Source organism: Stackebrandtia soli, assembly GCF_965137155.1.
Classification (GTDB): domain Bacteria; phylum Actinomycetota; class Actinomycetes; order Mycobacteriales; family Micromonosporaceae; genus Stackebrandtia; species Stackebrandtia soli.
In genome coordinates this window covers 22,205-42,327 of sequence record NZ_CBCRZX010000010.1, presented here as the reverse complement: position 1 = coordinate 42,327, position 20,123 = coordinate 22,205, and the positions used below count along the sequence as shown (strand labels likewise).

The 20,123-nt window shown below is 68.5% G+C and carries 16 protein-coding genes; 11 read left to right on the top strand and 5 right to left on the bottom strand.

Annotated elements, in window-relative coordinates; translation table 11 throughout:
- Positions 1 to 3 precede the first annotated feature (3 nt).
- Both mutM and ACM9NP_RS08615 read right to left on the bottom strand, forming a co-directional pair.
- Positions 4 to 849, bottom strand: coding sequence for a bifunctional DNA-formamidopyrimidine glycosylase/DNA-(apurinic or apyrimidinic site) lyase (gene mutM / locus ACM9NP_RS08620; RefSeq protein WP_415646094.1), 846 nt, complete (start codon positions 847 to 849; stop codon positions 4 to 6).
- A gap of 50 nt (positions 850 to 899) precedes the next feature.
- Entirely contained in the window at positions 900 to 1,604 is a 705-nt protein-coding gene (locus ACM9NP_RS08615; protein ID WP_415646093.1) for a CAP domain-containing protein, read from the bottom strand.
- A 332-nt stretch (positions 1,605 to 1,936) separates the two neighbouring features.
- On the opposite strand from ACM9NP_RS08615, the gene ACM9NP_RS08610 reads away from it, so the two are divergent.
- The 4 genes from ACM9NP_RS08610 to ACM9NP_RS08595 all read left to right on the top strand — a co-directional run bounded on the left by ACM9NP_RS08610 (position 1,937) and on the right by ACM9NP_RS08595 (position 8,098).
- Positions 1,937 to 2,131: a hypothetical protein gene (locus ACM9NP_RS08610; protein WP_415646092.1), complete on the top strand. Its 195-nt coding sequence runs from the start codon at positions 1,937 to 1,939 to the stop codon at positions 2,129 to 2,131.
- Positions 2,132 to 2,346: 215 nt separating this feature from the next.
- Positions 2,347 to 5,910, top strand: coding sequence for a chromosome segregation protein SMC (gene smc / locus ACM9NP_RS08605; RefSeq protein ID WP_415646091.1), 3,564 nt, complete (start codon positions 2,347 to 2,349; stop codon positions 5,908 to 5,910).
- A 166-nt stretch (positions 5,911 to 6,076) separates the two neighbouring features.
- A complete protein-coding gene (gene ftsY / locus ACM9NP_RS08600) occupies positions 6,077 to 7,273 on the top strand; it encodes a signal recognition particle-docking protein FtsY (protein WP_415646090.1) in 1,197 nt (398 codons plus the stop codon).
- A complete protein-coding gene (locus ACM9NP_RS08595) occupies positions 7,274 to 8,098 on the top strand; it encodes a phosphotransferase (RefSeq protein WP_415646174.1) in 825 nt (274 codons plus the stop codon).
- Between the two features lie 317 nt (positions 8,099 to 8,415).
- Here ACM9NP_RS08595 and ACM9NP_RS08590 read toward each other — a convergent pair whose 3' ends face one another.
- The 3 genes from ACM9NP_RS08590 to ACM9NP_RS08580 all read right to left on the bottom strand — a co-directional run bounded on the left by ACM9NP_RS08590 (position 8,416) and on the right by ACM9NP_RS08580 (position 11,249).
- Positions 8,416 to 9,027: a LysE family translocator gene (locus ACM9NP_RS08590; protein WP_415646089.1), complete on the bottom strand. Its 612-nt coding sequence runs from the start codon at positions 9,025 to 9,027 to the stop codon at positions 8,416 to 8,418.
- A 167-nt stretch (positions 9,028 to 9,194) separates the two neighbouring features.
- Positions 9,195 to 9,635, bottom strand: coding sequence for a MarR family winged helix-turn-helix transcriptional regulator (locus ACM9NP_RS08585; protein WP_415646088.1), 441 nt, complete (start codon positions 9,633 to 9,635; stop codon positions 9,195 to 9,197).
- 57 nt (positions 9,636 to 9,692) lie between these two features.
- A complete protein-coding gene (locus tag ACM9NP_RS08580) occupies positions 9,693 to 11,249 on the bottom strand; it encodes a serine/threonine protein kinase (protein WP_415646087.1) in 1,557 nt (518 codons plus the stop codon).
- 267 nt (positions 11,250 to 11,516) lie between these two features.
- On the opposite strand from ACM9NP_RS08580, the gene ACM9NP_RS08575 reads away from it, so the two are divergent.
- The 7 genes from ACM9NP_RS08575 (at position 11,517) to ACM9NP_RS08545 (ending at position 20,031) form a co-directional block, all read left to right on the top strand.
- Positions 11,517 to 12,812 carry an ammonium transporter gene (locus ACM9NP_RS08575; protein WP_415646086.1) on the top strand — a complete coding sequence of 432 codons (1,296 nt, stop codon included), beginning with the start codon at positions 11,517 to 11,519 and terminating at the stop codon, positions 12,810 to 12,812.
- Between the two features lie 196 nt (positions 12,813 to 13,008).
- Positions 13,009 to 14,589: a signal recognition particle protein gene (gene ffh, locus ACM9NP_RS08570; protein WP_415646085.1), complete on the top strand. Its 1,581-nt coding sequence runs from the start codon at positions 13,009 to 13,011 to the stop codon at positions 14,587 to 14,589.
- Positions 14,590 to 14,595: 6 nt separating this feature from the next.
- Entirely contained in the window at positions 14,596 to 15,672 is a 1,077-nt protein-coding gene (locus ACM9NP_RS08565) for an amidohydrolase family protein (RefSeq protein WP_415646084.1), read from the top strand.
- 110 nt (positions 15,673 to 15,782) lie between these two features.
- Complete coding sequence (locus ACM9NP_RS08560) at positions 15,783 to 16,193, top strand: hypothetical protein (protein WP_415646083.1); 411 nt, start codon at positions 15,783 to 15,785, stop codon at positions 16,191 to 16,193.
- A gap of 184 nt (positions 16,194 to 16,377) precedes the next feature.
- Positions 16,378 to 17,817 (top strand): MFS transporter, encoded by a 1,440-nt coding sequence (locus ACM9NP_RS08555; protein ID WP_415646082.1) that lies wholly within the window; start codon positions 16,378 to 16,380, stop codon positions 17,815 to 17,817.
- Positions 17,818 to 17,825: 8 nt separating this feature from the next.
- Complete coding sequence (locus ACM9NP_RS08550) at positions 17,826 to 18,836, top strand: P1 family peptidase (protein WP_415646081.1); 1,011 nt, start codon at positions 17,826 to 17,828, stop codon at positions 18,834 to 18,836.
- Between the two features lie 100 nt (positions 18,837 to 18,936).
- Complete coding sequence (locus tag ACM9NP_RS08545) at positions 18,937 to 20,031, top strand: NADH:flavin oxidoreductase/NADH oxidase (protein ID WP_415646080.1); 1,095 nt, start codon at positions 18,937 to 18,939, stop codon at positions 20,029 to 20,031.
- Positions 20,032 to 20,123 lie beyond the last annotated feature (92 nt).

The window sequence follows — 20,123 nt, the reverse complement described above, 5'->3', positions numbered from 1 at the left end:
TGGCTACAAGGAGCGCTTGCGCTGGCAGCGCGGACACCCGAACGACGACCTGTTCATGAACTGTTCCCTCACGATCGCCGTGCCGCAACGCGAGCACGCCTGCCCCTCCCGCCCGTACGCGGCCAGTGAACGATCGAAGTAGCCGGACTCGCCGTTGACGTTGACGTACAAGGCGTCGAAGGACGTCCCGCCCGCTCGCAGCGCGTCGTCGAAGACGTCTCGAACGTGTCCGATGAGTTCCAACGCCCGCTTCATCGTCAACCGCCGCGTCGGGCGACTCCAATGTAGGCGGGATCGCCACAGCGCCTCGTCGGCGTAGATGTTGCCGACCCCCGAGATCAGGGTCTGGTCCAAGAGCGCCCGTTTCACCTCCGTGTCGCGTGCGCGCATCGCCTTCGCGGCCGTCGTCGCGTCGAACTTCGCGTCGTACGGGTCCAGTCCGATGTGCGCGATCTCGGCGGGCAACTCGGCGCCCTTCGGGCTGATGAGCATCTCGCCGAAGGTGCGCTGGTCGACGAACCGCAGCTCGTGGCCCTGTCCGCGCAGCCTCAACCGAATGCGGAGATGCTTCTCGTCGGGGGCGTCCGCCGGTTGGACGAGCAGCTGGCCCGACATGCCGAGGTGGCAGATCAGCGCGTCCTCGGAATCCAATGGCAGCCACAGGTACTTGCCACGCCGGCTCGCGCCGGTCACGGTGACGCCGGACAGCGCGGCGGCGAAATGATCGGGACCGGGAAGATGACGCCGGATGGCGCGGGGGTGAAGCACCTCGACCGCGTCGATGACGCGATCGGTCACCCAATCGGCGACACCGCGCCGGACCGTCTCGACCTCGGGGAGCTCAGGCATGCGTCGACGGTACTGCGCCGCCGAAGCGACAGCGCCGGGCCGTCACCCGCTCAGGCGCGTCCGAACATCTGTGTCCAGTACAACGTGCCATCGCCCGCCTCCGCGACACCGAGCCCGACCGCGCGGGCGTCACAGTTGAGGATGTTCGCGCGGTGGCCGGGCGAGTTCATCCACCCCTCGACGACGGCGGCCGCGGTCGGATAACCGGCGGCGATGTTCTCGCTCATGGCGTCGTCGTATCCGGCGGCCGAAGCGCGGTCGGTGAACGTCCGGCCGTCCTGAGAGGTGTGATCGAAGTAGTCGTTAGTCGCCATATCGGACGAATGTCCGGTCGCAGCCGTCGCGAGTTCCTCGTTCGCCTTCACCGCAGGGCATCCGGCGGCCTCGCGCTCGGCGTTGGTGAGATCGACGACCTCCGCCGCCAGAGCCGCGTGGGGGTCATCCGGTTCCGGTTGCGGTTCGGGGTCGTCCGACTCGTCGGTGTCGTCGGAATCACCGTCGTCAGGAGACGGCTCGGCGGACTGTGTGACGAGACCCGCATCGTCGGCCTCCGAGGTCGCGGCGATCAACTGATCGCCGCCAGCGGGACCATCGTCCTCACCGGCGAAGGTGGCAAGCGCCGCACCGGTTCCGACGCCTATGACGGCGCCCGCTCCGAGCGCGATCGCGAGCATGAAACGGAGCCCGGGCGCGGCACGGTGCCCGCCGACACCGCGGCGACGTGTCGCACGCGCTTCGCCAGTCTCACGAGTCAATTGATGCCCTTGCATGTCTATGGAAGAATAGCCGTAGCTATCCGCCTCGGCGTTTCTCGGTGTTAGGCTCGAAGAGAAGTTGAGCACATTGCCGCCACTCACGTGGGATTTCACCGGGTAGCCGCACTCCGCGGCCGAATTCTGTGGAATGCTTGACGACGCGAGGCAGGAAAGCGGAGGATGAACGATGTCGCACTAAGGGGCATCGGAATCTGCCGAGCAACATAGCCCAGGGTCATTACCCGGTGAGGCGAATACACACAAACTACATGCGAAGCCACGAAGGAACGCCTCCAGCGTTTCCTGAAGCTACGCGCTCGCAAGGAGAAACCATGGCGAAGGCCCTATTCGGCCACGTTGGGCAGACACCGGATCGCCGGATGCTCGATGAGGTCACCAAACTGCGTGCCAGGGTACGAAGCCTCGAATTCGAGGTCACCCGGCTGCGAGCCGACAACGATCGTCTCAACGCCGAGCAGGCTGCGTCCGAGGAGTTCAACCGGCTATCCGAGCCGGCGCTGACCTGAGTATCCGACATCGCTAAACCGCGCGCCGACCGAATGTCGGCGCGCATTGTTGTGTCCCGCCTTTCATGTCCCCGCATCACATCCGAGTGGTACGGCGGCATCGAGCGGGTGATCCCGGGCGTCGGCGGGTCGGCGCAAAGCCGGTTTTCCCACGTCGCGCGGTAGTCTGCTGCTGACCTCTTTCGACCCACTGGTCACGACTACGGGGAGCACGTGTGCATCTGAAAAGCCTGACGCTGAAGGGCTTCAAGTCCTTCGCCTCGGCGACCACGCTGCGTTTCGAACCGGGCATCACCTGTGTGGTGGGGCCGAACGGTTCAGGAAAGTCCAACGTGGTGGACGCGATCGCGTGGGTCCTCGGTGAACAGGGTGCCAAGGCACTGCGTGGCGGGAAGATGGAGGACGTCATCTTCGCGGGCACCACGGGTCGCGCTCCGCTGGGTCGCGCCGAGGTCACGCTCACGATCGACAACGCCGACGGCGCGCTCCCCATCGACTACTCCGAAGTGTCGATCACCCGTCGCATGTTCCGGTCCGGAGAGGGCGAGTACGAGATCAACGGCGACCGCTGTCGTTTGCTGGACGTCCAGGAACTGTTGTCGGACTCCGGTATCGGCCGTGAGATGCACGTACTCGTCGGTCAGGGCAAGCTCGACTCCTATCTGCACGCTCGTCCCGAGGATCGCCGCGCGTTCATCGAGGAGGCCGCGGGGGTTCTCAAACACCGCAAGCGCAAGGAGAAGGCGCTGCGCAAACTGGACGCGATGGAGGGCAACCTCACGCGTCTCAACGACCTGACCGGTGAACTGCGTCGTCAACTGAAGCCCCTCGGTCGACAGGCCGATCTCGCCCGCCGCGCCGCCGGGATCCAGGCGGACCTGCGCGACGCGCGGTTGCGCCTGCTCGCCGACGATCTGGCCCAGCTCCGGCACACCCTGCAGCGCGAACTCGCCGACGAGAACGCGATCCGCACCCGCCGTGAGCAGACCGAAGCCGAACACCAGAGCGTCGAAGCGCAGCTGGCCACATTGGAAGAGGAACTGGCCGCCGACGCGCCCGCGTTGTCGCGAGCGCAGGAGACCTGGTACCGCCTCTCCGCCCTCCAGGAGCGCCTGCGCTCCACCGGACAGCTGGCCGCCGAACGCGCCCGATACCTCGGCGAAGAGTCCGAAGAGGAACGGTCGGGGCGCGATCCCGAACAGCTCGAGGCCGAGGCGATCCGCGTTCGCGAGCAGGAGACCGAACTGCGCGAGGCGCTCGCCGCCGACGCCGAGCGGCTCGCGGTCGCCGTGGAACACCGTCAGGAGACCGAGCAGGCTCTGAGCGAAGCCGAGTCCGAGCTCGTGGCAGCCGTCCGGGCCGTCGCGGCCCGTCGTGAAGGGCTCGCGAAACTCACCGGCGAGGTCACCGCACTGCGCACCCGATCGCAGGCCGCCGCCGACGAGATCGCCCGGATCGGCACCGCTCTCACCGAGGCGAACGACCGCGCCGAGGCGGCTCAGGAGGCGCTCGCCGTCGCTCAGGCCGACGACGACGAAGCCGGTGCCGGTGATGCCGAACTCGACGCGCGTGTCGACGCCGCCCGCGCCGTCCTCGCCGCCGCGAAGGCTCGCGTCGGCGAGCTCGTCGCCGCCGAACGGGCCGCGCACACCGAAGCGACACAGTGGAAGGCCCGCGAGGAGGCCCTCTCGATCGGCCTGCGCCGCAAGGACGGCGCGGGAGCGCTCCTGGCGAGAGCGGATCAGATCCCAGGTTTGCTGGGCAGCGTAGCTGCGGTGTTGACCGTGGAGCCCGGCTTCGAGGCCGCGCTCGCGGCGGCGCTCGGGCGCCTCGCGGACGCCGTCGCCGTATCCGATGTCGATGACGCGGCGGCGGCGCTGCGACTGCTCAAATCCGACGACGCCGGCCAGGCGAGCCTGCTGATCGCGACGGGAGACGTCGCCGACGTCGTCGACGTCGCGGGGTTGCCGCCCGGCGCGAGGGTCGCCGTCGACCTCGTCAAAGCGCCGGGAGACCTCGGCAACAGTCTCTCTCGGGTCCTCGCCGGGGTTGTCGTGGTCGACGACCTTCCCGCCGCGCGCTCGCTGCTCGCGTCCCGTCCACAATTGACGGCCGTGACGAGGGAGGGGGACGTGCTCGGAGCGGCGTGGGCCAGTGGTGGCTCGGCGTCCCAACAGAGTTACCTCGAAGTGCAGGCCGCTGTTGACGAGGCGCGGGATCGCCGTGCGGAGACGGTCGCCCGCGTCGAAGCCCTTCAGGAGCAACTGGAGGCCGCGCGGGATGAGGAGACCGGTCGCGCCACCGAACTGTCGGCCCTGGAATCGACCCGCAAGGACGCCGAACGGCAACGCAACACCGCCGCCCGTCGACTCGCCGAACTCGGTGCCGCCGCTCGCTCCGCCATCGCGGAGGTCGCGAGGCACCGCCAGGCGTCGGAGAAGGCCGAAGGAGCGAGGGACCGCGACCTCGCGGGGCTCGCGGAACTGGAGGAACGGCTTCGGCTCGCCGAGGCCGCGCCGGTCGATGACGAGCCGTCGACCACCGAACGCGACACGCTGTCGATGGCGTTGCAGCAGGCCAGGCAGAACGAGATGGAGACCCGGCTGGCGGTTCGCACCGCCGAGGAACGCGTCTCGGCGTTGTCCGGCCGGGCCGAGGCCCTCATGCGTCAGGCCGCGAGCGAGCGTCAGGCCCGCCAGCGTGCCGCGCTGCGCAAAGCCGCTCGCAGACGGGGCGCGGCGATCGCGCAGGCGGTCGCCGCCGGGGTGGAGACGACCCTCGCCGCGATCGCCGATTCGTTGACGCTTGCCGCCGTCGAACGGGATGAGGCACAGCAGGCGAAGAACGCGCGCGAAGCCGCCGTCACACACGTGCGCAAACGGGTCCGCGAACTCGCGTCCGAACTGGAGCGACTGACGAGCGCGGTGCACCGCGACGAGGTGGCGCGAGCGGAACAGCGCCTTCGGATCGAGCAGTTGGAGGCGCGGGCCGCCGAGGAGTTCGGCATCGACGTCGACACCTTGATCGCCGAGTACGGTCCCGACCAGCCGGTGCCCCCGACCGCGGTGGAACTGGCGCAGGCCGAGGCCGACGGCGAGCCCGATCCGTCGCCGAGTCCGTTCGACCGGGCCGCGCAGGAGAAGCGCGCCGCGCGGGGCGAGCGCGAGCTGAAACTGCTCGGCAAGGTCAATCCCTTGGCGCTGGAGGAGTTCGCGGCGTTGGAGGAGCGGTACAAGTTCCTCGCCGAACAGCTCGACGATCTACAACAGACCCGCAAGGACCTGATGACGGTCGTCAAGGACGTCGATGACCGCATCCTCAAGGTGTTCACCGACGCCTACTACGACACGGCGATCGAGTTCGAGAAGGTCTTCTCGATCGTGTTCCCGGGAGGCGAGGGCCGTCTCGTCCTGACGAACCCCGACGACATGCTCACCACCGGCATCGAGGTCGAGGCCCGCCCGCCGGGCAAGAAGGTCAAGCGTCTGTCCCTGTTGTCCGGTGGCGAGCGCTCACTCACGGCGTTGGCGCTGCTGTGCGCGATCTTCAAGGCGCGTCCGAGCCCGTTCTACCTGATGGACGAGGTGGAGGCCGCGCTCGACGACGTGAACCTCGGGCGCCTGTTGACCCTGTTGAAGGAGCTTCGGGACACGTCGCAGCTGCTCGTCATCACGCACCAGAAGCGCACCATGGAGATCGCCGACGCCCTGTACGGCGTGACGATGCGTACCGGTGTCACTCAGGTGATCAGCCAGCGGCTCGGGGAGCGCGAGGAGTAGACCGCCTGCGCTCGGAGCCGGACGCTCGGGTGCTCGACCGACGTCGGCTCGTCGCGGGTCCACGCTGACCGCTCATGCCCGCTCGGGCCACGTCGCCGATGAGGCGGCGGCACTGATCAGTACAGTGGGTGACCGCGATCGTCGCGGCGAGAAAGGGACATAAGGCATGGATCTGTGGTGGGTTTGGCTGCTCATCGGGCTGGCGGTCATCATCGCCGCCGCGGTGACGATCGTCGTGGTCAAGCGGGGTGCCGCACCTCCCGAGGTGACACCCCCGCCCGTCGAGGAGCCTTCGGCTCCGCCGCGTCCGCCCGCCGTGACGACTCCGGCCGAACCCGAGGCGGTCACCCCGGAGGCGCCGACCGTCGAGCCGGAACCGGCGGTCGAGGTTCCGGAGCCGACGGCCGGTCGCCTGGTGCGGTTGCGGACCCGGTTGTCGCGGTCGCAGAACGCCATCGGGCGCGGTCTGCTGACGTTGCTGTCGCGGGATCGGCTGGACGAGGACGCGTGGGAGGAGATCGAGGACACGCTGCTGTCCGCCGACGTCGGTCTCGAGGCGACCGGTCAGATCGTCGACCGCCTGCGGGAGCGCACCAAGGTCTTGGGCACCCGCACCCCCACCGAACTGCGCGCGCTGCTCGCGGAGGAACTGACGGCGGCACTGACCGTCGATTCCAGCCGTGAACTGGCCACCTCGGCGTCCCCCGACCGCCCGACGGTCATCCTCGTCGTGGGCGTCAACGGCGCCGGGAAGACGACGACCTGCGGCAAGATCGCGCGTGTGCTCGTCGCCGACGGCCGTCCGGTGCTCCTGGGCGCGGCCGATACGTTCCGTGCCGCCGCGGCCGATCAGTTGGAGACGTGGGCGGGCCGGGTCGGGTCGTCGGTCGTTCGCGGTCCGGAGGGAGCGGACCCCGCCAGCGTCGCCTTCGACGCCGTCAAGCAGGGCATCGAACAGGGTGTGGACACCGTCCTCGTCGACACGGCCGGGCGGTTGCAGAACAAGTCCGGTCTGATGGACGAACTCGGCAAGGTCAAGCGCGTCATCGAGAAGCACGGCCCGGTCGATGAGACACTGCTCGTCCTCGACGCCACGACGGGTCAGAACGGTCTCGAGCAGGCGCGGGTGTTCACCGAGGTCGTGCAGGTGTCCGGCGTCGTTCTGACTAAATTGGACGGTACGGCCAAGGGTGGCATCGTGATCGCGGTCCAACGACGGTTGAACGTGCCGGTTAAGCTCATCGGACTGGGCGAAGGCCCAGACGACCTCGCGCCATTTGACGTGGCACAGTTTGTCGACGCGTTGCTGGACGATGGTGACGCGACCTCCCCCGATACTGTGCGGCGACAGTCAGTGGCCTAGATACCTGGCAGGTTGGCGGTGACGGATCAAGAGGTTCCGCTGCATGGCGGAAACACGAGCACTGTGGTGCGGTTGGGCGACACGGTGCGTCGCAACACCGGACCGTGGACTCCGGCGGTGCACGCGTTGCTGCGGCACCTGGAAGCCGCGGGTTTCACCGGGTCGCCACGTGCGCTCGGCGTCGATGAGCAGGGCCGTGAGGTCCTGTCATACCTGGAGGGCGAATGCGGAAAGTATCCACTGGCTCCCCATTGGACGACCGATGAGGCGTTGAACACCGTCGCGACCATGCTGCGGATGTACCACGATTCGCAGTACGGTTTTCGGACGCCGCCCGGCGCGGTTTGGCGGTCGTTCGGGCCGCCGCCGCCGGACACCGAGGTGGTGTGTCACCACGACGCCGCCCCGCACAACGTCATCTGGCGTCCGGACGGAACACTCGCGCTCATCGATTTCGATTTGGCCTCACCGGGTGCCCGGATCTACGACGTCGCCTACGCGGCGTGGACCTGGGTGCCGCTGTTCTCGGATCGTGATTCGTACACGCTCGGCTGGAAGCACCCTGATCGGCCGCGTCGACTTCGATTGTTCGCCGACGCCTACGGTCTGTCGCCGAGGGATCGGGCGCGTTTCATCCGGGTGATCCGCAAGCGCATCGTCGACCACGTCGAGGGCATTCGCCGGATGGCCGCACAGGGCGATCCCGCCTTCGTCCGCATCGTCCGTAAGGGGCATCTGCGGAGACCGATGCGGGATCTCAAGATCCTCGATCACGAACGGTACATTTTGGACCACGCGTTGACGGATCCGAACGTTCGAATGTGACGGCTCAGCCGCTAGTCGGTTGAGGCGGGTTCCGGTGACGGAACTCGTCGCCTCCGGCGCGACCGGGGCACGATGTGGCTTCTGTCCCATCGGGCACTGTTCTTCGGGAGGTGTTCGGGGAGTGTCGAACGCGGTCGGTGGCGTCTCGGTTCCCGTTCTCGCCCGCGGCTGCGGTTGATCTCGTCCGACGACCGCCGGGTTCGATCTCCGACCTGCCGTCGTCCCCACGATCGGGCGAGACGAAGTCCAGCACCTCAGTGTCGCGGCGACCGAGCTGATACGACACGCCACGAACGAAACCTCGGCCCGAACCGCTCTCAGCCGGTGAACGCCGACCGGACGCCCAGCCCGATCAGGAGGAGTCCACCCGTGCGGCGAATGACGGTCGTGGTGGATCGCAGCCGTTGCGAGCGCTTCGTCGATCGGACGACGAACGCCCACAACGACAGCCACGGCAACAGCATGACGATGTGGATGGTGGCGAGGGTGAACGCCGCGACCGTCACCGAGTCGCCCGGACGCAGGAACTGCACCGGCAGCGTCAGATAGACCAGTGCCGCCTTCGGGTTGACGATGTTGCCGACGAACGCCTGCGCCAGGGCCCGCCCGGGCGTCCCGTCCGTCCGATCGGTGCTCGGCGCCTTCGCTCCCGTGACGAGCAGGTGCACGCCGAGTCCGACGAGGTACGCCGCGCCGACGACCTTGACGACCGTCAGGGCGGTAGCCGACGCCATGACGAGCGCGGACAGCCCGAGCGCGGCGAACGACGCGTGCAGGTACAGGCCGACGCTGGTACCGAGCATGACGGACGCGATGTCGCGCCACCCGCCCGTCGCCGCGTGCTGTGCGACGAGGATCGCGCTCGTCCCAGGGGCGAGGACGATGGGGATCAACGCCACGGTCAATCCCACGACGAGTTGCCACGACATGACGAGTCCTCTGTGTCTGGTGTATGTGGTCGACGCGGCGATCGCCCCCGCGCGGACGTGCCACGATACTCCGCGGTGAGCCGAAGGGAGGCAGATCCGGACGGTCCGTGGCGGACGGCGCAACGGACGGCGTGGTCTCGTTGCGCGAGTGGAGAACGCGCCCCCGGTCACCAGGTGGGGCGGACCCGACCGGGCGGGACGACCCGCGCGAGATCGTCTCTCATGCGGCGCACGGCGTCGGGTCCGAGCGTCTCCGTCCAACCCGAGATGACCTCGGTGGCGGCGATGTCCGCGGCCCGGGTCGCCGACTCGCCGCGAGGGGTCAACGTGACGACGCGCGACCGGGCGTCGCTCGGGTTCGGGACCTTGACGACGTATCCCTTGGCGACGAGCTCGTCGACGAGTTGACTGGCGGCCTGCTTCGTCACTCCGAGATGCGTCGCGATCTGTCCGATCGTCGCTCCCGCCCCGGCGACGCGGGTGAACACGAACCCGTGTGTGGGGCGGATGTCCGGGAAGACGTGCGACATGCGCGCGTCGATCTCGGCGACGAGGGAGTTCGCGGCGGACAGGACCAACGCGACGAGGGACAGGCCGACAGTGCTCATCGCGTCATTGTCACATCGGCGGGCGGCCGCGCGGCCCGCCGATGCGGAATGTCCATTTCAGACGAAGAGCTGGCGGCGATCTCGCGCCGTCGGCGTAGACGGCTCCTGATCGGTCTCGTCGTCCCCGGTGTCGGGGCTGGGCGTCGGCTCGGTCGGGTCGACGCCGCCGTCGCCGCAGTCGTTCAGATCGTCGACGAGCAGGACGACGATCGTGACCATCGAGCCTTCGTCGACCACCGTCTCGGCTTCGGGGGACTGGTCGTGCACAGGGCATTCCAGCTCCCCGTATCCCGACCACGTCACCGTCACACCGAAGCCCAACGGCACCAGCTCATTGCGGGCGTCCCGACGCTCCATGCCGAGCACGTTCGGTACCGGAACCTGGTCCGGTGGTTTCGGGCTCGGTTTCACCGTCGGCTTGGCGGACGGTTTGGGGGTCGAGGACGGCGACTGCGTCATCGGTAGCGACGACGGCGACGAGGACGGGTCCTTCGGCGAAGCCGAGGCGGAATCGTCCGAGACGCTCGCGTCGACACCATTGGCGGCGTTGACATGACCGTTGTCAGCGCCGGTGGGCGCGAAGTCCCAGGGCCAGAACGCCACACCCGCGGCGATGACACCGAGCGCGATCGCGGCGACCGCCACTAGGAGCAGCCCGCTGAGGGAGCGGATCTCGGCGGGCGGTTCCGTCTCCTCGTCTCGGGTGTTCTTCGTGCCGTTCGTCTTGGTGGGCACCGGTTTCCGGGGGACCGCCACCATGACCGGTTCGATCGGGTCGGCGGCGGTCGTGGCGGTCTTCGTGGGGGTCTTCGCCGGGTTCGAGGCGCTGGACGTCAGCAGCGAGCCGAGTACCGCGCTCGCGTAATCGATCTGGACGCATTCGGCGGCGAGCAACTCCGCGTTCGCGAACCGCTTCGTCGGCTCCGGGTCGAGGGTGCGGGTCAGCAGTTCCACGACGGCGCTCGACGTCCCGTCGGGCAGCAGCGCGAGCCGCGCGCCGTCGGGACCGGGGGACTGACCGGTCAGACATTCGTAGGCGATCGCCCCGAGCGAGTACACGTCGCTCGCGGGCGTCAACGGCATCGACTGCCGTTGTTCGGGGGACTGGTAGGCGAGTGGGCCCACGGCGCCCGCGACGGTGCCGAAGTCGACGACGACGACCGTGTCGTCGTCCCCGACGAGGATGTTCTGCGGCTTGAGATTGCCGTGGACGACGCCCGCGTCGTGCGCGGCGTTGACCGCCTGGGCGGCGGCGGCGATGATCGGCAGGACTCGATGGGCGTCGAGCGGTCGCCGCGCGACCATCGCGGACAGTGGGCGAGCGGCGAGGTACTCGGTGACGATGTAGCTGATCGACGTTCCGTCGGGCAGCGTTTCCTCGTTGCTGTCGAACAGTTGGCAGATACCGGGGTGTTGCAGGGGCGACGCCGCCAGCGCGTTGTTGCGGAAGAGGCGGCGCAGCGCGGGCTCGGAGCCGAGAAGCTCCTGCAGCACCTTGACGGTGACCTCGCGCTCCAGCAATTCGTCGAACGCTCGCCACACGACGCCGGTGGGGCCGGAACCGATGAGGTGGTCGAGCCGGTATCTATTGCCCACAATGGTGCCGGGCTTCATTGTTCTCCTGGAGGGGCATGGGCTTCGGACGGGAGTGTGGCAACAGTGTGCCCTATGGGGTTCGTATCTCACCAGGCGGTTCACGCGCATTTAACAGAAATAGACACAGCGGAAACGAGTGAGTGCGGAAGGTGAAACAGGGCCCCGTCAGGCTGACTGCTACCGGGACGCGACGGCGTCCATCGGGTGTTCCGCCCCGCACGTCGGCGCCGCAACGCGGCCGCGCCGAATCGGCGGGTCGCTCTCGCACATTACAAAGGAGGCGGCATGTCCGTCGACACTGGAAACACCGCGTGGGTGTTGGTATCGGCCGCGATGGTCATGTTGATGACGCCCGGCCTGGCGTTGTTCTACGGTGGACTGACGCGGGTCACGAGCGTCGTCAACATGATGATGAAGAGTCTCGCAGCGCTCGCCATCGTCAGTGTCCTATGGGTACTGTACGGCTACAGCCTCGCTTTCGACGCGGGCAACGCGGTTCTCGGCGGCTTCTCCGAACTCGGTCTGCGTGGGTTGCTCGACACGGTCAACGACGCCGGGCTGCCGGATCTCGCCTTCGTGGGCTTCCAGCTCATGTTCGCCATCATCACGGTCGCCCTCATCTCGGGGGCGGTCGCCGACCGGATGCGCTTCGCCGCGTGGGTCGTGTTCACGATCGTCTGGACGTCCATCGTGTACTTTCCGGTCGCGCACTGGGTGTGGGGAGGCGGTTTCCTCGGGGCGGACGGGCTCGGCGCTCTCGACTTCGCGGGCGGCACCGCCGTCCACATCAACGCGGGTGCCGCCGCTCTGGCGCTCGTCCTCGTGCTCGGCAAGCGTCTTGGTTGGCCGGGGAAGCTCAGCGCGGCGCCGCACAACGTTCCGCTCGTGCTGCTCGGGACCGGTCTGCTGTGGTTCGGCTGGTTCGGCTTCAACGCCGGGTCCGAGCTGGCCGCCGACGGAATCGCCGCCGTCTCGCTCATCAACACCCAGGTCGCGACCGCGGCGGCGATCATCGGGTGGCTCGTCGTTGAGCGGTTGCGCGGCACCAAGCCGTCCGTTCTCGGGGCGTGTTCGGGCGCTGTGGCCGGTCTCGTCGCGATCACCCCGGCCTGTGCCTTCGTCGAACCGTTGGGGGCGTTGGCACTCGGGGTCGTCGCCGGCGCGGTCTGCCCGTTGGCGGTGGCGTTGAAGCACCGGCTCGGTTACGACGACTCGCTCGACGTCGTCGGCATTCACCTCGTCGCCGGCGTCATCGGTTCGCTGCTCATCGGCGTGCTGGCGGTGCCGACGCTCGCCGACGAGGCGGGTCTGGCGTACGGCGGAGGCTTCGGGCTGCTCGGCGTGCAGGCCGTCGCGGTCGCCGTCGTCGGCGGCTATTCGTTCCTGGTAGCCGGTGTCATCGCGATCGCCCTGAAGTACACGGTCGGTCTGCGGGTCGCTCCGGAGGTGGAGCGCGTGGGCATCGACTCGACGGAGCACGCGGAGAGCGCCTACGTCTTGGCGCCCGACACTGCCGAGGCGTTCACCGATGACGCGGGGTCGCGGGACCGCGACGAGGAACTGACCCTGACCGGCGGCTGACGGCTTCACTCGCGGCGAAAGCGCGGGGCGCGGACGGACTTCGGGTGTGGGCAAGGCACCCGCCGTACGGGCCCCGCGCGGCCGCGCGTGCGGCGCGTCGGCGCCGTCTCGCGGTGCGGTCACTTGTGGCAGTTAAGCTCAGTAGGTGCCCCGCGCGGGTTGACCTGTCATTTGCTTGCTGAAGGATGATCCATTCGTGTTTGATTCGCTGTCAGAGCGCCTTTCCGGAATCTTCGACGCGCTGCGAGGCAAAGGCCGCCTGACGGATGCGGACATCGACGCCACCGCCCGGCAGATCCGGTTGGCCCTGCTTGAGGCCGACGTCGCGCTGCCGGTGGTGAAGACGTTCATCGGCAACATCAAGGAGCGCTGCCGGGGCATCGAGGTCTCGAAAGCGCTCAACCCGGCCCAGCAGGTCATCAAGATCGTCAACGAGGAACTGATCGCGATCCTCGGCGGTGAGTCGCGGCGCCTCCAGTTCGCGAAGAACCCGCCGACGGTGATCATGCTCGCCGGTCTTCAGGGCGCCGGTAAGACGACGCTCGCGGGCAAGCTGGCGTTGTGGCTGAAGAGCCAGAAGCACGAGCCGCTGCTCGTCGCCGCCGACTTGCAGCGTCCGAACGCCGTGCAGCAGTTGCAGGTTCTCGGTCAACGCGCCGGTGTCGAGGTGTACGCGCCCGAGCCGGGCAGCGGAGTGGGCGACCCGGTGCAGGTGGCGCGCGACTCGATCGCGCACGCGAAGCGGCACGCTCGCGACATCGTGATCATCGACACCGCCGGTCGTCTCGGCATCGACCAGGAGATGATGGCGCAGGCCGCGGCGATCCGCGACGCGACGAACCCAGACGAGATCCTCTTCGTCATCGACGCGATGATCGGTCAGGACGCGGTGACGACGGCCGAGTCGTTCCGCGACGGCGTCGGCGTGACCGGTGTCGTTCTGTCCAAACTCGATGGTGACGCTCGCGGTGGTGCCGCGTTGTCGGTCCGTCAGGTGACGGGACAGCCGATCCTGTTCGCGTCCGTCGGCGAGAAGCTCGAGGACTTCGACGTCTTCCACCCCGACCGGATGGCCTCGCGCATCCTCGGCATGGGTGACGTGCTGACGCTCATCGAACAGGCCGAGCAGGTCTTCGAGGAGGACCAGAAGCAACGGATGACGGACAAGCTGCTCGGCGGCGAGTCCTTCACCCTGGAAGACTTCCTGGAGCAGCTGCAGGCCATCCGAAAGATGGGCCCGATCGCGAACCTGCTCGGCATGATGCCCGGCATGAGCCAGATGAAGGACCAGATCGCGCAGGTCGACGACAAGCAGCTCGACCAGGTCGCCGCGATCATCCGTTCGATGACGCCGCAGGAGCGCTCCGACCCGAAGATCATCAAGGGTTCTCGACGTATCCGTATCGCCAACGGCTCCGGAACGACCGTCAACGACGTCAATCAACTGCTGACCCGGTTCACCGATGCGCAGAAGATGATGAAGCAGATGGGCGGCATGATGGGGCTGCCCGGCGGGCGCCGCAAGGCCACGAAGTCGCCGAACATCAAGCGCAAGAACAAGAAGGGCAAGGTCGTCACGCGTAAGGCGCGCGGCGGCGGCGGAGGCGGCGGCATGCCGGGCGGGTTCCCCGGTGGGATGCCGGGTGGAATGCCCGGTCAGCTCCCGCCCGGGTTCGACCCGTCGTCCGTCGGTGGCGACTTCAACGTGCCCGATGTGGACTTCTCGACTCTGCCGGGCGCGAAGCCGAAGAAGGGCAACAAGAAGCGAAAGAAGTAGGTGCCCATGGCCGCGACCGCGTGGCACGCTCGGGTCGTCTGGCTTCCCGACGACAGTGTTCGCGACGTCTATGTCGTCGGCGATCGCCTGACGTTCGACCGGGTGCCGGGTGCCGTCACGATCGCCGAGAAGGGCTACGCCCTGCCGGGGCTCGTCGACGCGCACTGCCACATCGGCATCAAGCGCGGCACGCATCCCGTCGAGGGCCTCGACGAGGCCCGGGCGCTGGCGCTGGTCGACCGTGACGCGGGCGTGCTCGCGATTCGCGACGCCGGTTCCCCTTTCCCATACCCGGAGCTCGACGACGACCCCGAACTGCCGCGGCTCGCTCGCGCGGGTCGACACCTGGCGAGCCCACGGCGCTATCTGCGGGGCATCGCCATCGAGTGCACCGCGGAGGAGCTGCCCGCCAGGGCCGCCGAACAGGCCGCCGCCGGGAACGGCTGGGTGAAACTCGTCGGCGACTGGATCGACCGGGGGACGGGGGACCTCGGCCCCTCCTTCGACGCCGACGTGCTCGCGGCGGCGATCCGGGCCGCGCACGCGGCGGGTGCCCGGGTCGCCGTGCACACCTTCAGCGAGGAGGCGGTCGAGGCCGTCGTCCGTGCGGGCGTCGACTCGGTCGAGCACGGCACGGGCCTGTCGACGGATCTGATCGACCTGATGGCCGCCAACGGCACCGCGCTGGTCCCGACGATGATCAACATCGCGACCTTCGACGACATCGCCGCGCACGCCGACGCGAAGTTCCCCGTCTACGCCGACCACATGCGACGGTTGAAGGCGGGCTTCCCGGAGGTCGTTCGATACGCGTACGAGGCGGGCGTGCCCATCTACGCCGGCACCGACGCCGGGGGCGGCATCGATCACGGCCTCGCCGCCGAGGAGATGCTGCTCCTGCGCGACCAGGTCGGAATGTCCACGATGGATGTTCTCGGCGCCGCGAGTTGGGGCGCCCGGGACTGGCTCGGTTTCGGCGGTGGGCTGGGTGATCTCGTCGTCTACGCCGAGGACCCGCGTGCCGACCTCACGGCTGTTCGTCGACCGGAGCGGATCGTCCTGCGCGGACGTCTCGTCCGCTGACGCCACACCTGTCGTCCTTGCGCCACATCCCCTGTCCGCGAATGCTTCGGTAGCACAATACACCTCATAGGATGGAAATCCATCGGAGCGTTCGACAAGGGAGAGACAACGTGAAACGCACTTTGATCGCGGTGGCCGCCATCGCATTGGGGGCGGCGGTCGCGAGCCCGGCCGTCGCGGCCCACTCGGCGCCCACCGGGACCACCCCCGCCATTGAGACCGCGATGGACGAGGTGGCGTTCTTCGAGGGCGACTGGAAACTCGTCCCGTCGGAACCGCACTCGTACACCGTGATGACCTTCGACGCGAACGGCAACGTCATCGTCGAACCGAACATGGTCACCCGCGCCTGGGCGGGGAACGTCAGCGAACTGCCCAACGGTCACTACCTCATCGAGCTGTACAGCGTGGACGATGAGATGGACTACTGGGCGATCGAACTCACTCCGACCGGCGACCCGAACCTGATGCTCGCCTCGCACGCCGGCGACCCCAACGCCACCCTGGAACGCATCAACTGATTCGAACGGAGTCATCGGTTTTCGTTCGCGCCCACCGGCATCGTGGTGGGCAAGGACACCATGGCCGACGCTACCGGCGCGCGTCGAATCGCGGCACCGTAGAAGGTTGAGCCTCCGCCCGGCCCCGATACCCCGGGGCGGGGCGGGCGGCCGCCCACCACCGGACCACGAACGAGGCCGCACCATGACCAGCACGCACGTCGAGGCACCCGCGCCGTCGACGCCCGCCGAAACGCCGAAAGCCGCCATCGGCTTCGCGCTCTTGGCGACCGCCCAACTGCTGCTGATCCTGGCGATCTCGATCGTCGTCGTACCGATCACCACCCTCGCCGCCGAAGCCTCCTACACGCGCTCCGACATCGCGCTCGTCGCCTCGGGCTACGGACTCGTGTTCAGCGGCCTTCTCCTCTTTGGCAGCCGGATCGGCGACGCCTTCGGCCGCCGTCGGATTCTCCTCATCGGACTCACGGTCTTCGCCGTGGCCTCCCTCATCGGCGCCGCGGCCCCCGGATACCCCGCGATGGTCCTGTCACGGCTCATCCAAGGCGCCGGTGCGGCACTCGCCGCCCCCGCCGCGCTCGGCCTCGTCACCACCATCTATCCCCGGCCCGATCGCCGCTCCCGCGCCCTCGCCATCTTCGGCGTCATGGGAAGCGTGGGAGGCATCGGCGGAATCCTCGCCTCCGGCGTCATCGCCACATGGTTGAGCTGGCGGTTCGCGTTCATCGTCCCCGCGATCATCGCCACCGTCATCGTCGTGCTCGGCCGCCGCTACCTGCCGGCGCCACCACCCGCGCAACGCGGCCCGCTCGACGGAGTCGGCGCGTTCCTCGCCACCTTCGGCCTCCTCGGTCTCGGATACGCCCTCATGCGAGCCCCCGAGGCCCCGCTCGCCTCCGCCGAAGTCCTCGTCCCCGCGCTCGGCGGCGCCGCGCTCCTCACCGCCTTCGTCGCGGTCCAGGCCCGCGTCCGGCACCCCCTGCTTCCCCTGGACTTCCTGCGTTCCCGGCGTCGCCTCACGGCGTGGACGGCGCTCCTCGTCATCACCGCGACGAACGCCGTCTCCACGTTCCTGCTGACGTTGTACTTCCAGCAGGTTCGCGGATACGCGCCCGGAGAGGTCGCCGTGACCTTCCTGCCGTTCGCGCTCATCATGACGACGAGTTTCTTCTCCGGCCGACTCATCGCCCGACACGGTCCCGGCAGGGTCGCGGCTCTCGGACTGTTGACCGCGGCCGTCGGAGTCGGCCTCACCGCGACGATTCGCGCCGACGGGTCGACGCTGCCGTTGGTACTGCTGGGAATGAGCGTGCTGCCGTTCGGCGTCGGCCTGACCTTCTCCGGGGCGACCGTCACCGCCATGTCAGATGTTCCCGACCGCCAGACCGGCCTGGCCGGGGGCATCGTCAACACCGCGATCGAGATCGGTGGCGCCGGAGGCACCGCGACCGCGACCGCCATCGTCGGCGTCCTCGTCGGCGTGTTCAGCGCGGGTGGGGCCGCGCCCCTCGACGCGACCGCCAGTGCCTATGGTGGGGCGCTCGCGCTCGTCGCCGTGCTCTTGGTGGTCGTCGCAGTCATGTGCGCGCGAGTACTGCCGGACCGCAAGACTCCGACCGAATAGGACGAACAATGTCGCTGACCGCCGCCGACGTCGGCCTGACCATCGGCAAGCTACCGTCCGGACCGCACAACGCGATCACCGACGTCACCGGTATCGCGGTCGGTCATCGCACGATCCATCGACCCCCGACAATCCACACCGGAGTCACGGCGATCGTGCCACGGGACATCGGGCCGGACGCACCGATCCGAGCGAACCTGTTCGCGGGCAACGGATTCGGAAAACTCATCGGCGCGACACAACTCGCGGAGCTCGGCCAGCTCGAATCGCCGATCCTGCTCACCGCCACCATGTCGGCGTTCCGCGCGGCCGACGCGCTCGTCGGCTGGCTACTCGACGACCCCCGCTTCGCCGACGTCACGACGTTCAACCCCGTCGTCGGCGAATGCAATGACGGCTACCTCTCCCACATCCGCGCTCGGCCCGTTCGCGAGGTCGATGTCCGTGCCGCGCTCGCCGCCGCCACCGACGGCCCGGTCGCCCAGGGCAACGTCGGCGCCGGAACCGGGACCGGCGCGCTCGGCTTCAAGGCCGGTATCGGCAGCGCCTCCCGCGTCATCGACGTCGAGGGGCGGTCGCACGTCGTGGGCGGGCTCGTCCAGGCCAACTTCGGTGGGCTGCTGCGGATCGGCGGCACCACGATCGCGGCGCCGCCTCCGACACCGCCGGACGACGGCTCGTGCATGATCGTGATCGCGACCGACGCTCCCGTTGACGCCCGCCAGCTCGGACGGATCGCCCGCCGCGCGGTGTTCGGTCTCGGACGAGTCGGGGCGTCGTACTCCCACGGCAGTGGTGACTACGCCATCGCGTTGACGACCTCCACGGAGCAGCCGCTGCCCGATCACCGGCTCGACCCGGTGTTCGCGGCGACGCTCGACGTGGTCGAGGAGATGGTGCTGAACGCGCTGTTGGCCGCCACCACGGTGACGGGAGTCGCGGGTCGCCGTCTCACAGCGCTGACCGACACTCCTCAATGGGCAGAATTCCTGGCCGACCGGGGCGACTGTCGGCGCTGATTGTGGGCCGGCACACCCTTCACGGCCGCGGGGAATGCCGCGCGTCCGTCCCTGGTTCGTTCGCTGCGGAACCGTCGAGACACCCGGAGGAACGCGAACCATGACCGCCCTGTTCGAATCACTCTCGCTGCGTGATGTCACGGTTCGCAATCGGATCTGGCTCGCGCCGATGTGCCAGTACAGCGTGTTCGCAGCCGACGGGCTTCCCACGTCGTGGCACCTCGCGCATCTCGGCGCGCGAGCCACCGGCGGCTTCGGGCTCGTGATGGCCGAAGCGACCGCCGTCGTTCCCGAGGGTCGGATCAGCCCACACGACACCGGTCTGTGGTCCGACGCGCACGTCGACGCGTGGCGACCGATCACCGGCTTCCTGCGCGAGTACGGCGCCACTTCGGCGATCCAGTTGGCTCACGCGGGGCGTAAGGCGTCAACGTCCTCACCGTTCGCGCCGGAGCGCGGTGGGCTGTTGCCCGCCGCCGGACCCGGCTGGGACGTCGTCGGGCCGAGTCCGATCGCCTTCGACGGGCTCGCCCGCCCCCACGAGTTGACCGTCGAGGAGATATCGGCGGTCGTGCGGTCCTTCGCCGACGCGGCGGTTCGAGCGGATCACGCCGGGTTCGACGTCGTCGAACTCCACGCCGCGCACGGATACCTGCTGCACGAGTTCCTGTCGCCGCTGTCCAACGTCCGCACCGACGCCTACGGCGGAAGTCTCGAGAACCGGATGCGCATCGTGCTGGAGACCGCCGCCGCCGTCCGAGAGGCGTGGCCGGCAGGCAAACCGCTGTTCGTCCGACTGTCCGCGACCGATTGGGTGGAAGGCGGTTGGGACGTCGACGGAACCGTCGCCTTGTCGGCTCGACTCCGCGAACTCGGGGTCGATCTGATCGACGTCTCTTCTGGAGGGTCGGTCCCCAACGCGGTCATTCCCGTCGGCCCCGGCTACCAGGTTCCGTTCGCGCGAAGCGTTCGCGATGAGGCGAAGGTCGCCACCGGCGCAGTCGGCCTCATCACCGAACCCCGGCAGGCGGAGGCGATTCTCGCCGCCGGGGACGCCGACGCCGTGTTGCTCGGGCGGGTCGCGTTGCGCGAACCGGGATGGCCCCAGCGCGCCGCCGCCGAGCTCGGTGTTCCCCGCGAGGCCGCCCCGTACCCGCCGCAATACCAACGCGGAGCGTGGCCCTCGGGCGGCTAGATCCATTGTGGTGTCCAGCGTGGCGTCGGTGATATTCCGTTTTGGGGCCGGTGATCACGCGATAGACTCGCCGTGCCGAAAAGCGGGCGACC